The organism is Pseudomonas sp. A39 (assembly GCF_058145955.1).
This window is the reverse complement of the sequence record NZ_JBYVMD010000005.1, coordinates 77640-91400: the sequence shown is the minus strand read 5'-3', so window position 1 is coordinate 91400 and position 13761 is coordinate 77640. Positions and strand designations below refer to the sequence as shown.

At 62.1% G+C, this 13761-nt stretch carries 3 protein-coding genes; 1 reads left to right on the top strand and 2 read right to left on the bottom strand.

From position 1 onward, the window contains the following. Positions 1-112: 112 nt before the first annotated feature. Entirely contained in the window at positions 113-5344 is a 5232-nt protein-coding gene (locus AC3ZU9_RS05475; RefSeq protein WP_490090399.1) for a hypothetical protein, read from the bottom strand. A gap of 476 nt (positions 5345-5820) precedes the next feature. Here AC3ZU9_RS05475 and AC3ZU9_RS05470 point away from each other — a divergent pair, with 476 nt between their 5' ends. Continuing rightward, positions 5821-7230, top strand: a complete 1410-nt coding sequence (locus tag AC3ZU9_RS05470; RefSeq protein WP_012722443.1) for an amino acid permease — start codon at positions 5821-5823, stop codon at positions 7228-7230. An 18-nt stretch (positions 7231-7248) separates the two neighbouring features. On the opposite strand, the gene AC3ZU9_RS05465 is transcribed toward AC3ZU9_RS05470, so the two are convergent. Then, complete coding sequence (locus AC3ZU9_RS05465) at positions 7249-13761, bottom strand: NEL-type E3 ubiquitin ligase domain-containing protein (protein WP_490090398.1); 6513 nt, start codon at positions 13759-13761, stop codon at positions 7249-7251.

Sequence of the window (13761 nt, the reverse complement as noted above, 5' to 3'; positions counted from 1 at the left end):
AGTCGATTGATCCATTCACGCAGATTGATCGGACTTGTCTGAAGCTTAGACGGTGGCGGGCGATTGCAGCGGCGTTTTTGTGCGGCATGTCGATAGAGGAACGCGTGTTGCGTCAGGGCAACGGGTGTTTCAACCCATTATTGAGCAGTGCCAGCCAGTGTTGGTCATTGGCCTGGCCCCAACGGTAGGTGCCCTGGTCGTTGAAAAACACCGAGATATCCTGCAGAGACCACGCGATCATTTTCTCATTGAGCAGTTTCATGTAGTCCCGCGCCGGGCAGACGATGGCCGCCCATGGGTCGCAGATCCACAGGTCCGCCCAGCCTGCTTCCTTGAAGTCCAGCGTGTGTGTCAGCGTGGCGGTGGGTGCGCCTACCACCACGAAGGCATGCGCGGGCGGGCTCATGCCCCAGATGTGCGCGTGGCCACCGTTAACCCGGATCAGCTCTCGGGCGACATGAGCCATCTGGTCGCAATTGCCGGCGCCGGTCTTGAGGATCACCTCAGTGTAGTTGGGATGGCCGACGCGGCTGTATTGCCACATCACCAAGGACTCGGCGATGTCCAGCCGGGTCAGTTCGTCAAGGCCGGTGCCCACCACATTGGCTGAGCCGATACCGGTGCTCTTCACCAGGGCCACGGTGCTTGCGTGCGCCTTTTGGGCCAGGTACTGGTTGAGTTTTTCTGCGCTGCCAGCAGCCTGAATCAACGCGGTACGTGGCCAACTCTCCAGTTGCATTGGCCTTGCTGCAATGCTGATCGGCAGGCGTTGCCCTTGATCGCTTGCGTTGAGCAACAACTCGCGTTGCTTGAGCGGGCTCAAGGTGCTGGCCTGCTGGCGAAGGCGCGCAATTTTTTGGGGGCTGAAATCTCGGCGAGCCAGCTGTCCGTACAGCACTTCCAGGGTCGGCAGAGTGACCAGGGGACGGTTGTGGACATAACCTGCCGCCGTTAAATAGTCGAGTTTACGCTGGCTGAATGCGCGGATCAGTTGTTCGTGCTCGCCCCCTTGGCTGAAGTACAACTGATTGCACTCCGACGCGCGGCGACTCACCTCATAGAAAATCCCTGTATCGGCCTCTACGACAATGCGGGGGTTGGGGAGTGTGCCTGGCGGATTAAGGTCGACCGCCATCGCCCGCACGACGCGGCTGTCTTCCACACCGTCAACCAACGCCTGCAATTCAACCACTCGCGTTTCGCGGCTGAGCTTGTTATCCAATTGGTCGTTGGGCAGGCCGAACTGCGGTTCATCGTCGAGCAGGGTGCCGGTGACTTTCGGCTTGTACTTCAAGAGCGGCGGCAGGGCCACTGGCGTGAGGTCGAAGGTGCTCCCCGAGGGTATTGCCTCATACAGCCGGTGGTCATACACCAGTCGTCGCGGGGCCGACCCCACAGCGGGCGCCGCGGTGAGACGGATATGCTCAATCGCCTGGACCCGGCGATGATGAATGGATGAGCGGCTCGTGGAGAGTCTTTTGGTGAAGCACACCAACGGGATCGGGCTGCGTTTTTTTCGGCCGGTGAGGCAAGCCGCGTCCAGCCCTTTTTCGACCCTAAAGTAGGCGGGTGATTGCACATCGTCCAGGTGCGTTGCGGCCTTGTGCTCAAGGCGCAGCAGTTGGTTCTGGTGCAGCAGGTCGGTGGCCTCCGAGCGCGGGATGACCAGCGGCTGGGTGGCGAAAAAACGTTCTGTGACCAACGCCCGGTAACCATTGGCGGCGCGCATCGGTATCACGCCGACGGCACTGGCCAGGCGAAAACTATCCAGCGGCGGCCCATACGGTCGGGTGCTGAAGGGGGAGCAGGCGTGCCAGCGGTTTTTGTGCAGGAGGGCGTTGATACGCACGAAGTCGTTCCCGCGCAGCACCGTGCCGTTGCCGATGTCGGCGCGGGCCAGCAACGTGGGGTAATCCAGCCATAACGCGTTGGCGGTGCTGCGTTGAATTTGCCCGATCGCCGTGTCGAGCACACGTCCTGCTTCGGTCGTCAGCCGGATCGCGCCGCTACCGGCCAGCCTGAACAGGCCGGGAATACCGTCCAGCGGGTTCAGCACGGTATTGAGGAAGGCGCTGCTCAAGCGGCCCAGTTGGATCAGTTTAATCGGCAGCGGTACGGTTCTTTTCAAGATCGCCAGCGAGGCCGTAAGAAACTGTTGGGTGGGAAACAGCAGGGCCAGCAAGTCGATAAAACAGCCATAGGCCCCATCGATGGCGCGGCGCAGGTCTGCGGAGGTGATGTCGGTGGCGCACGACCAAAACGGGACGAGTTTTTTAAGCCGGGCCAGCAACCGATCCCAGCGTTGCTGCAAGTGTTCGTGCCGGGTCGAGCCCCTGGCCTGCACGCGCAAGCCGTCGACTTCGAGGAAGAAGTGTTGCTGCACGATGGCGTGGGCAATGGCGCGATTGACCGACGATCCAAACGTGAACGCCGTCGACGGCAGTGAGTTGTCCGGCGCCGGGGTGGATGACCACAGCAGGTCGATGATCACCTTGGAACGGATCCCCAGCCTCGGCGGGCGCCCATTGGCGTAGGCTTCCCAGTCCACGGACAGCTCATCGCCGACCAGCAACTGCGTGACGGGGTGGGTCGAGTGGGCACCGCCGGTGGTGGCCGAAATCGGCGTGCCTCCCAGGCGAAACGCCAACGGTGGGCCGTCGCGCTTGTGCACGCGGTTCAGCAGAGGGAACAGCTCGTACTCCTCGATGCCGGTGGGCGATGTCGCGCGCAGGATCACACCCGTCCGCGCGGTACGGGCGAGCTCTTCTTCCTTGCTCAGCAGCGTGAGGTCCTTGCCAGGTGGTTTTTTCAGCACCAACAGTTGCAGGTCAGCCTGTTGCAGGTGCGAACGATCAGCCAGGGGCAATTGCGCCAATAGGTCTTCAATCGTGGTGCTGTAGGCCTGTTTCATCGTTGCGATATAGACGCCAAAGGCCGTGTCGAAGCGTTCGTTGATATCCCCTAATTGCCCAAACGATAGACGCAGTTGCGCCAGGTCCAGCTGCGGTTCGATAGACGCCCACCGGGTGTCGTCCAACTGGCCGTCCATGTGCAATTCCACCAGCGAATGCAGGCTGTAGTTCTCGCGATCGTGATGGTGCATCGGGAAGCGCAGGCTGCTGCCGGCCAGCGGTGGAACCGGGCGCCACAGGCAGGCTTTTTCCAGCCACGGCTGCTTTGGAAATACCCGTTTGAGATCCTCCAGGGCGATGCTGCGGCGACTCGGCGGTGTGCTGGCAACGGTGATCAGCGCGTCCTTCAAGGCTTGCAGGCGATGCATCAGGCGGGTTTTAAGGGCGTCGATCTCGTCAGTCAGGTATTCACCGTTCTCGCGCTCGGGCAGTTCGCCTTGGGCGATGGCCCAGTCGAGCAAGGTGCGGGTGGCGGTGTACGCGCGCCACTGTTGCTGCTGGACGGTCTTGGGCGGCTGCGCAGCCAGCGCGATCATGTCGTTGTAGGTCATGTACTGCGGTGATCCAGGCGCCAGTGCGTGCGCAATCATCACGCCCTGCTTGAAGGTCATCCAGGCGATCGATGTGCGAAAACGCAGGGTGTCGGGCAATGCCTGCACCAGAAACTCCGGCGCGGTGCCGGCCAGCAACAAGTGCGCCGCCAGCGGGGCGGCGGCGGTCGAGACCTTGCAGGTGCGCATCACGTGCAGTTCCAGTTCGCGGCGTAAGTCGGCATGGGGTTTGCCCCAGTGCACGTCGGCGACCAGGTTGAAGCCGGCCGGCACGTAGCCTGCTTCACCGGCCGCAGGGTCAAGGTCGAGGATCAGTGCGCTCAGCACCAGCAGGCCCAGGCTTGTCTGGCCGGCGGATTCGTCCGCGTGTTGCCCATACCACTGCAGTGCCGTGATCAGCTGTTGGCCCAACGCACGCGCGGGCTCCAGGCCGAGCAGTTGCTTGAGCAGAGCGTCGGCCTGTGTGCGGATCTGCTCAGGCGTTTTGCCGTTCAGCAGGGCGCCGCATAGCCGATCGAGCAGGCGTGGGCGGTTGTTCTGCCGCCCGGTATTGATCGTCTCGATAATGGTTTTTCGTTGGGCGGTATCCAGTTGCACCGGCGAGCGAGCCGTGGCGCTCAACAGCGCGTGGTAGTCACCGAATGCAGGGGGCCTCGGCAGGTTCATGTGCAGGCTCAGCAGGGTGTCGTCGGCGGCGGCCACCGTGTCGGGTATGTCGAGTTCATGGTGGTGCAACAGCTGCTTGAGGCTGAACGGGCCGCAAGCGGAGCGGGCACTCACGGCGGGATGGCGAGCGCTGTCGGGCTGGCGTGCGCTGGAGTCTGGATCGGGTGTCAGTGGCACGCCGGCGGTGTCGATCAGGCTGTCACTGTCCTTGCCCAGGACCAGGGCCTTCAACGCTTCGGCCATGAGCGCCCGGTCGTGATCCAGCGCCAGCCATTGCAGGTGTTGCATCAGGGCGATGTCGGCGTTGGCCAGGTCGGCGACGGGCAGCATCGTCAGCGCCGTCGACTGGCGCAGGGTGTCGATCAGTGCCCGGGCCTCCTCAGGTGTGTCGGGCACCGGCAGGTCGTGGCACTGCAGGAGTTGGGCAACGCTGAACAGGCCACTCTGGTGGACAAGGGTGCAGAGCTGTTCGGCGACGTCGACCAACTGCTGCAGCTGGGCTTCGGGCGGCAACGCCAGCAACTGTTCGATGCCGATGTCGACCAACATGCCCAGGGCATTCTTGCCGCTGAGCCGGCGCGTGGCGGGGTCGAACGCATACATGCCGGGTTGCAGGCCTTGCGCTGACTCAAGCGCCAAGAATTCTGCCGTGGTGGTAAGGGTTGTAAGCAGCGCTGCACCGGCCTGCTGGGTCGTGGCCCAAAACGAGCCGGACTCGAGCTTGAGGTAGGTCTTGTAGGTGGAAAACAGATTGAAATCGTCTCCATCCACCAGGTTTCCCAGGCTGTCGGCGAGTTGGTGCAGGTCCTGGTTCAACCGCTTGAGGCTGTCATTCAGGCCCACCTTGGGGTCGGCAAAGGTGTTCAGTTGATCCAGCGCCTGGGTGATCACCCGGCGCTCCCCGTGATGGCGGGGGTGTGGATAACCGTAAAAGTTCAGCACCTGTTCTGCGCCAAGCGCCAGCTGCGTGGTGTCTTGCTGCACGTTCAGGCCAGCCAGGTCCAGTGGCAGTCGTGTGAGCCAAGCCTGCACGTTCGGTCGGCTGAGCGCTTTGCGATAGAGCTGCAGCCAGCAGCCCAGTGACGAACATTCTGGAATGCGCAAGGCGGTGGTGTCGGTGGATTCCAGGTGATTGATCAGCGCGGTTATCAAGCGGTTATCGGCCGCCAGGCGCAGCGCCCGACCCTGCTTGAGTACGTCGAGGGTGTTTTGCATGAGGATGTCCCTTCGGTGTCATTGCCGTCCTGGCAATCGAGGATTGCTGATCGTGAAGGGCCTGCGCTTGAAGCGCTATCGGCACGGTGCGCCTCAAACCGTGGCCGAGTTCGGTGTTGGCGGTGTGATGGGCTGAACAGGCTGAAATAGAGCCTTTTGCCAGGCCCGTCCGATCAGGCGAGGGGCATGACGCTGCACGGCGGCTGTGCAATACTCGCCCGCCTCGCAACACCTGGAAAACGTCTGAACACAGGTCATGCTTTCTCGTAGAAAGTGCATTCGCCCAGACTAATCGCTGAATTTAGTCGTTTATAGAGTGAAAGGCCCCGCGTTCGGGTTTTTATACTGCATGCCCCACCGATCCTGCAGGACGGGCCTGTTTACCCCTCAGGCCCGATCAAAGTCGCCCCGGACCTATCGGTCTTACGGCGGCAAGTTCGGTGGTTCATCCAATAACAAGACGAGGTTGTACCCTTATGCCAGTTGGCAACTCCCTGCCCCATGGCGAGACCGCTCAGGGCGGCCCGCTCAAACGCGAATTGGGCGAACGGCATATCCGCCTGATGGCCCTCGGCGCCTGTATCGGTGTCGGCCTGTTCCTGGGTTCGGCCAAGGCCATTGAAATGGCCGGCCCGGCGATCATGCTGTCCTACATCATCGGCGGTCTGGCGATCCTGGTGATCATGCGCGCCCTCGGCGAGATGGCCGTGCACAATCCGGTCGCCGGCTCCTTCAGCCGCTATGCACAAGACTACCTGGGCCCGTTGGCGGGCTTTCTGACCGGCTGGAATTATTGGTTCCTGTGGCTGGTGACTTGCGTGGCGGAAATCACTGCCGTCGCGGTGTACATGGGCGTCTGGTTCCCCGACACGCCGCGTTGGATCTGGGCCCTGGCGGCCCTGATCAGCATGGGCACCATCAACCTCATCGCGGTCAAGGCGTTCGGCGAGTTCGAGTTCTGGTTCGCACTGATCAAGATCGTCACCATCATTGCCATGGTGATCGGCGGTGTCGGCATCATTGCGTTCGGTTTCGGCAATGACGGCGTGGCATTGGGCATTTCCAACTTGTGGGCCCACGGCGGCTTCATGCCCAACGGCGTGACAGGCGTACTGATGTCGCTGCAAATGGTGATGTTCGCCTACCTGGGCGTGGAGATGATCGGCCTCACCGCCGGTGAAGCGAAGAACCCGCAGAAGACCATCCCCAGCGCCATCGGCTCGGTGTTCTGGCGCATTCTGTTGTTCTACGTCGGCGCGCTGTTTGTGATTTTGTCGATCTACCCGTGGAACGAAATCGGCACCCAGGGCAGCCCCTTTGTGATGACCTTCGAACGCTTGGGCATCAAGACGGCGGCCGGCATCATCAACTTCGTGGTGATCACGGCGGCACTGTCCTCGTGCAACGGCGGCATCTTCAGTACCGGGCGCATGCTTTACAGCCTGGCGCAGAACGGCCAGGCCCCGGCCACCTTCGGCACCACCTCGAGCAATGGCGTGCCGCGCAAGGCCCTGCTGTTATCGATCTTTGCCTTGCTGTTGGGCGTGCTGCTCAACTATCTGGTGCCGGAGAAGGTCTTCGTCTGGGTCACTTCCATTGCCACCTTCGGCGCGATCTGGACCTGGGCGATGATCCTGCTGGCCCAGCTCAGGTTCCGTCGTGGCTTGAGCCCGGCCGAACGTGACGGGCTCAAGTACCGCATGTGGCTGTACCCGCTCAGTTCCTACCTGGCCCTGGCGTTCCTGGTGCTGGTGGTGGGCCTGATGGCGTACTTCCCCGACACGCGCGTGGCGCTCTATGTCGGGCCGGCGTTCCTGGTAATGCTGACGGTGCTGTTCTACGTGTTCAAGTTGCAGCCGACGCAAGCCACCGTGCCCGCCCGATAGGCCCTATCGCCGGAGCGGTCAGTGGACCCTTTGGGCCAACTGCGCCGCTTCGGTCAATTGCCGGACCAGGCGGTATTGCTCCAGTTTTTCTCGCTCTATCAGTGACTGGCGTCGTTCCAGGTATTCGTCGGAGCGTTTGTTCTGCACCTGCTGATCCAGTTCCTGCTGCTTGAGCTTGGATGCATCCCGGACCGTCAGGAACGGCTCCGGGTAGCTGAGTGCCAGGTATTCGATCCAGAATTCGCGCTCCAGTATCGAGTCCTGTAGCGCCGGTGTGCTGCGCAAGGCATTCAGGTGGTCGCGGGCTTCCTGCACGTGCTGTTCGGTCACGCGTTCGTCAATGGCATACAGCATCTGTTCGGGGTGTACCGGCAGGCTGAATTCTTCGGTGAGCCTGACCCTGAAAAACAGCGTGACTTCGGCCGCATCCAGCGGTTCTTCCGGCGTTTCCAGGCGAGCGATGAGGTCCTCGGAAAACTGGTCGAGCTGTTCGATCAGGTAACTGCCTTGCGCCAGCACCAGCAAGTCTTTGTCCCTTTGATGGCTTCCCTGTTGAGACTTGGCCTGGTGCGCCCGGTGCATGAGCTCCATATTGCTGAACGTCAAAATCGCGCCGTCACCGCAGGTGCCTGCGGCGTAAGTGTTGAGGAAGATTGTCTCGCACAGGTGGTTCGAGTTGCCCATGGCAAGCAACAGCGTCCACACCCGCTGAGTCAGGCCGGCCCTGATCCGCCCGCCCTGTCGATAATCGTATGACTGGGTCAAGTCCCTCAGCACCCTGAAGGTGTCGTCGGGGCTTGCCCCTTCGTGCTCGCGCAACGCGTCCCAGAGAAATCGCAGGCTCTCATGTTTATTGGCGTGTACGCCCGACAGCCAGTTATTGAAGTCCTTGGACGGACCCGGCAGGTGCACGATTCCGGGCCTCGCGCCGCGCAGGTTGACCCGGGTTTCGGCGCCGTACCGGGCGAGCCGCTGGCGTGTCTCGAGGGTCAGTGGGTTGTCATGCAACAGCGTACGCCGTTGACGTTCCAGGGCCTGTGGGCTGCTGAAGAGACTCTCGGGAAGGGTGGTGATGTGGTTCTCCTCCAGGTGCAACAGGCTGAGGTTGGGCAATGCCCACGCGCTGTGTGGCCACTGAGTCAAGCCGGTGTTGCGCAGGTTCAGGGTTTTCAGCTCGGTCAGTGCGGCGAAGTCCGGAACCACCCCCAGCGGGTTATCGCTCATGTTCAGCTCGCGCAGATTGACCAGCCTGCTCAGGCGTTCGGCGGAGGCGGCTGTCAGCACGATACGGTTGTCTGCCAGGTCCAGGTGGGTGAGGTGGGCCATATCGCTGATTGCGCTGGGCAGTTCGCTCAGGTCACAGTCGATTTTCAACGCGCGCAGCTCGCTGAAATGGCGCAGGAAGGCATCCCCTTGGGCGGGGAAAATATCGCCTGCGAGGTGCAGGTGTTCGATGTGTTCAAACGTGCGCGAATCGATGCTCAGGGTCGGCAATGTATTGATGGCGTCCAGTTGCAGGGTCAACGAGGACAGGTGAAATAACCCGAAAATGAAGCGCTGAGGGTTTTCCCGTCGGGCGGCTTCGCACAGGCGTAGGGCGAGTGCGCGTCGTGTTGTGAGGTTGCTCCAGGATTGCCTGTCACTGTCGCTATCACTGTCGCTTTCCAGGCTGTCATCTTGGCTGTAGGTCGCATCGGACCAGCGTTGCAGCTCGGTCGGCAATGCTTGGATTTCGGCCTGGCGCCGATCCAGTTCAATCAGCGCGGCGGGTTCGCTGAGGTTCAGTGAACGAATGAAGCGCCGAGCGTCGTCGTTGGAAAAACGCGGGTAGACCTGCTGGACCCTGGACATCAGGTCGGGCGGGCGATTACCGCCGAAGGGCCACAGCTCACTCCACAGCGGGTAGGCCAGGAACGTTCGATTCACGCCCAGCGGCGGCACCATCCAGGGTTGCACGTGAGGCAGGTCCAGCAGACGTTTGATTTCGACCCGACGTTCCAGGGCAAGGGCGGCGATTTGTTCGCGTAAGTCAGCAATACCCGGTTCGCCCACGCCCCCCAGCGCGACTTTTTCGCTGTCGGACAGTGTCTTGACGATGACGTCCAGCAGCGCGGGCGATGGGGCACCCAGGTGTGCGCCGTCCGCCGCGTAGCCTTGATAGCCGCGTTGGGTGCGAGCGAGTACCCGGCGCACCGAACCGTCCAAGTGCCCGGCGCTTTCCAGCAGGCGCCCGCGCGAGTCACCTTCGTGGATATCGATACGCAGCCCCTTAGGCCAGGTGGGCAGGGATTTGAGCAGGTGCAGGGTGATTTTGTCGCTGTCGGGGTGGGTCCAGGCGCTCAGGTAGAGCCCTTCATAAGCCCGGTTCAAACGCAGGTCATGGCTGGACAGGCGCACCTGTTCGGCAAGCCGCAGGCTCACTTGGTGCTTGTCGCGAAGTTGCCTGAGTTCACGCGGGCTGGCGTGTTCGAGTATGGCCTTGACCAGCGGGGTGGGTAGTTCCGGGAACTTGGCTTTGAAGCGTTTATCGCGCAGGTTGCCGGTGGTCTCGCTCTGGGCGTAGAGCGAATTGAAGATGTCGGCTTTTTCGCGTTGGGCAAATTCGACGATTTTCTTAACCAGCTTGAACAGGCGTTCGTCGTGGGACGCGGGTAATTCACCGAGCAGGCCTTGGGTGATGGCGTCGTTTTGACTCAGCACTTCCAGCAGTTTGGCGTCTTTGTAATCGTGCTCGGTGACCTTCACGGCCTGGGCATCGGGTGCCTGGCTGACCGGGTATTGTTGCAGCACCCGGTTCTGGCGATCGACGATCTGCAGCACGTGGCTCGATGGCCAGTCCGGCAGGCTCGATATCACCAACATCTGCAAGTGCGGCTGGGCGCTGCGCGAGGTCGGCTCGGCGCGCATGGCCTCGATGAAGCGGTGGATTTCCTGTTCGATCTTCAAGCGTTTGCAGGTGTCTGCCAGCAGCGGCGGTACGGCGCGACCATTGCGGTGGACTTGGCGCAACAGCGGCGCGGAGGTGTCGGTCAGGGCCAGGATTTTAGCGGCCATGTCCCGTGTGAAGGCGTACGCGTGGTTACCCAGCCGATAGAGCAGGCGATGGTCGTCCCAGGTCATCGGGTTTTCGCTCGACAGGCGCCAGGTGCCTTCGCCGTTGTGTTCAAGGGTGGGGGTATCGACGCCGATTTTCGTCGGGTGGTGCAGCCGCCATTTGAGGCGCTTTTTGTCGAAGGCAATCCGGTAGAGCGCATCCAGCAACGGCAGGTAGTGGCGCCCGTCGAGTACGAAAATGCCGTTGGCGGTGGGCGCCAGGTCCGGTGGCAGGTCCAGGCGTTGTTCGTATTGCACCAACGAGCCATTGACCAGGCTGACAAACCCTTCGGTATTGCGCTGGTTGCTCATGTAATCCCCCAGCGTGTTACGCAGGCCTTGGCTATCGCTGGCGCTGTTCATACCCAGTAGCTGGCGCTCATGGGGTTGCAGCACCGAACCGATGGCCAGGTAGAAACTCTCGTTGTCGGGAGATACCGGAATCGTTCCGCCGTTACGCAGGTCGTACGCTTCATAGCGCCCACGGCCGTAATGGCGCAGTTCCACGGTCGGGTCGTCCGAGCCGCTGGACAGGTAAGGGGTGGCGATGTCACCGGCGACCACTTCGGTGATCACGAAAGGCCGTTTAAGCGTGTTGCGCACCAAGGCCGAGGCAAACTCCCGGGCCCATTGGTCAATGTCGTCATTGTGCGCGCGTGGGTGGTACAGCCCGTCTATTGCGGCGTCGATACGCAGCGCCGTGCGGTGGTGATCCAACCATTCGGCAAACGCCGTCGGCAAGGTGCCGGCGTCAAGAAAAGCCTGATGCTGGCGTGGCGTGAGTGGGTTAGCCGTGAGCAGTTGCTCAAGGTGGGCGGGCGACAGCGGCCGGTTCAGGTCGCGCATTTTTTTCAGCAGCGGCGTGACGGCCACCAAGGGAGGCGATGCCATGAACGGCAGGAACCGTCGCACATCGGCAGGAGGAAGTCGCTCGCCTTTTTCGTAACCCGAAAAGTCGACCACGGCACTGAACAGCGTCATCCGCTCCTGCCGAGCGAGGGCCACGACCTGCTCACGAATGGCGACGACCCGTTGGTCCGGCGAACGGTTGTGGCGAGTCTCCTGGCCCAGGGTCGAACCACTGGGTTGCAGCTGGAGGATGAGTAACAGCAACGTGTCGGCGGAACCGGGCGATACCTGCTGGCCATCGGTGGCCAGGTAGCTGCCGTCCTCACGACGTGTCAGGCTGATCAGGTGAGGCCTGGTCGGCGCGTGTTCAGGTTTGCTATAAATTTCAATCACTTCGCCGGCTTCCTCACGGATGCTCAACAGCGCGTCGACCGGCCAGCCCGCCAATTGCGTCAGCAGGCAAAACACCGTGCTGTCGCCGTGCGGGGGCATGTACCCCGGCTGGTCGAAGTGGTCGATGATTTGCTGGATAACCCGGTCGGCTTGCAGGCGCCTGACCCCTTCGATCAGGTTCAGCGGTGCGCTGTGTCCGGCCCAGACCCGGTCCAGGGTGGCGCGCGGTGTGGCGGTGCTCTTGAGCATGTGCTCCAGGTCGGCCACGGGTGCATGGGAAGAGCCGTTGGGCAGCATGCGCTGCAGCAATTTGATGTCGGACAGCGTGTGGGCGTTATGCAGGTCGAACTTCCAGGCCTGCCAGGCGGGTTCGAAAATGATCGGTGGGTTATAGGTGTCAGCGTTTGCGTGTTTGAGCACGTAACGCATGCTCTGCGAGTCGTGCCGCACTTCCACCACCAGTGCCTGGTCGTCGTGGCGCAGTTTGACGTAGCGTTTGCCCTTGACGGAAAAGACCCCCAGGGCGTCCGGGGTTTTGCCGTTAAGCAGGGCCTGGTTGGCCACCGCGTACGGTTGCGCGTCGGGTTTCCAGAGTGCTTCGACGCCGTCCGGGCGCGTGACTTTGCGTGGGTTGCCCAGCCGGTTCAGGTAGCCGAGCATGCGCTGGCGGTGCAGCCTGCCGGCAGTGGAGATCAGTCGGCCGCTGACGGCCAGGTCGGCGACATCCGCCATGGCGCTGGCGAAACCACTTGCATCACCCTGGATCGCTTCACTCAGGCCTTGGCCGACGCTGTAGGTCAGGCTGCCCATGACGGCCAGTTGCATCATGCGGTTCAGCCCGGTCACGCCGCCGGGCAGTGGTGTCAGCAGCAGTTGCAGGACTTCGCCGGCAATCGCGGCCACGGCGTCCGTGAGGGCCTGCCAGTCGGCTTCGGAACGCGGGGTCGCCAGGGTGTCCAGGTCGGCCTGGAAGCGTTGAATCTGCTGGTGAGTGAACGCTTCGACCAGCGTCAACGGGCGATCCGGGCGCATGGCTGTCGAGAAGCGCACGCTGTCGAGGGTCCGCTGCGGGAAGGCTTTGTGAAAACCGTCATACAGCAATCCAGTCAGCCAATTCATGTCCTTGGGACGCGGCTCTTGGCGCAGCAGCGATTTAAAGGTCGCCAGGCCAATCAGCGGCAGTTGTCGCGACAACCAACCCAGGTCTTGTTGCTGGTGGCTGGCATTGAGTTGCTCGCGCCAGGCGTTTTCGGCCGCCTGCGCGTCAACGTGATAGCGCAGCGCGCCGCCTGGGCGAAAAGGGAAATACGACAACACCCCGAGGCTGGCCACATTGATCAGCAGTAAGGGGATGGGCATTGCGCTGTGCCAGGCGGTGTGCGGCTTGGGGAGGATGGGCGTGCGACTGGACGTCAGGCTTAGCATGTCGAAAGGCGGTTGCGGGCCATCGCCGTTGAGGGCGGCGTGCAGCGTGTCATACATCGGGCGGGTCAAGCCGGTGACGGCGCGGTTGCGCCAGGCGTCGAGCAAGTCGAACAGCAGCAGCGCCTTGGAGGAGGCCTTGATCAGGTTTCGCAGCGTGCCGTCGCTGCTTAACGTCGGGTTGATGAGCGCCCGCAATCGCCCCCCGAGGTTCAGCTTGCGGGCTACGGCGATGAAGTCTTTGACCGGCAGGCTCCGGTCGTCGTTGCCGCCGATGATCTCACTGGCTTCTGCCAGGCTATAACCCGAGGCCTGAATGATCGAGCTGGTGAACCCGAAGTTCAGGCAGGCGGCTTCCCACAGGGTCATGCTTTTGGTGTGCTCGATGTACTGCCATTCATCCAGGGCGCGGCGAGGGCGATACGGCGGTTCAGTGACGCGGGGCTCCCAGGGAAAGGGTTGTTCGCGTTTTTCCAGGTAGATGGTGTAGAGGCGGTAGTTTTCCGGATCACGCCCGCCGATCTTCTCGCGCAGCTCAGCCAAGCCCTCGACTTTGAAGGCCTGGATCAGGCGGTTTTTTTTGGCTTCGACGGCGTTGACGGCAGCCAGGGCTTCGCGTTGCAGTTTGAGGTAACGAGTTTGCTCTGGCGGCGTCAGGCCTTGCATGGCCTGCGCGACAGTGTGCTGAATCAGTTCGAGGGATTGTTGCCGGGCCCAGGCTGTGCTGGATTGCAGGTTGCCGGATAAGCCGTTGAGCAGTTGGTGGGTGGGCAT

Bases quoted from the DNA above. Each gene is read 5' to 3' on its own strand.
- AC3ZU9_RS05475 (WP_490090399.1), bottom strand. From the start codon at position 5,344: ATGCAAAACACCCTCGACGTACTCAAGCAGGGTCGGGCGCTGCGCCTG.
- AC3ZU9_RS05465 (WP_490090398.1), bottom strand. From the start codon at position 13,761: ATGCCCACCCACCAACTGCTCAACGGCTTATCCGGCAACCTGCAATCC.
- AC3ZU9_RS05470 (WP_012722443.1), top strand. From the start codon at position 5,821: ATGCCAGTTGGCAACTCCCTGCCCCATGGCGAGACCGCTCAGGGCGGC.